At 53.3% G+C, this 274-nt stretch carries 1 protein-coding gene; it reads right to left on the reverse strand.

The features are described from left to right. Positions 1-274: replication protein P (locus MKD49_RS25925; protein WP_252697730.1), on the reverse strand; the 274-nt coding region annotated here is incomplete at both ends.

The following is a 274-nucleotide window of genomic DNA, read 5'->3' on the forward strand; positions in this document are numbered from 1 at the left end:
GCCCATGACAGGAAGTTGTTTTACTGGTTCAGGGATCGCCTCACCACGGTTAATTCTCGCAGTCATATGGACAAGCTCATCTGCGGCCTTACGGCGTAATTCCGCATCAGTAAGCGCATTGGCCCGCATGTTCTGATACAGGTTGGTAACCAGCCAGTAGTGCGCGTTTGATTTCCACGGATAAGACTCCGCATCCGGATACAGGCCTCGCTTCCGGCAATACTCGTAAACCATATCAACCAGCTCGCTGACGTTTGGCAGTCCGGCGGTAACG

The organism is Herbaspirillum sp. WGmk3 (assembly GCF_023952535.1).
Taxonomy (GTDB): domain Bacteria; phylum Pseudomonadota; class Gammaproteobacteria; order Burkholderiales; family Burkholderiaceae_D; genus Herbaspirillum; species Herbaspirillum huttiense.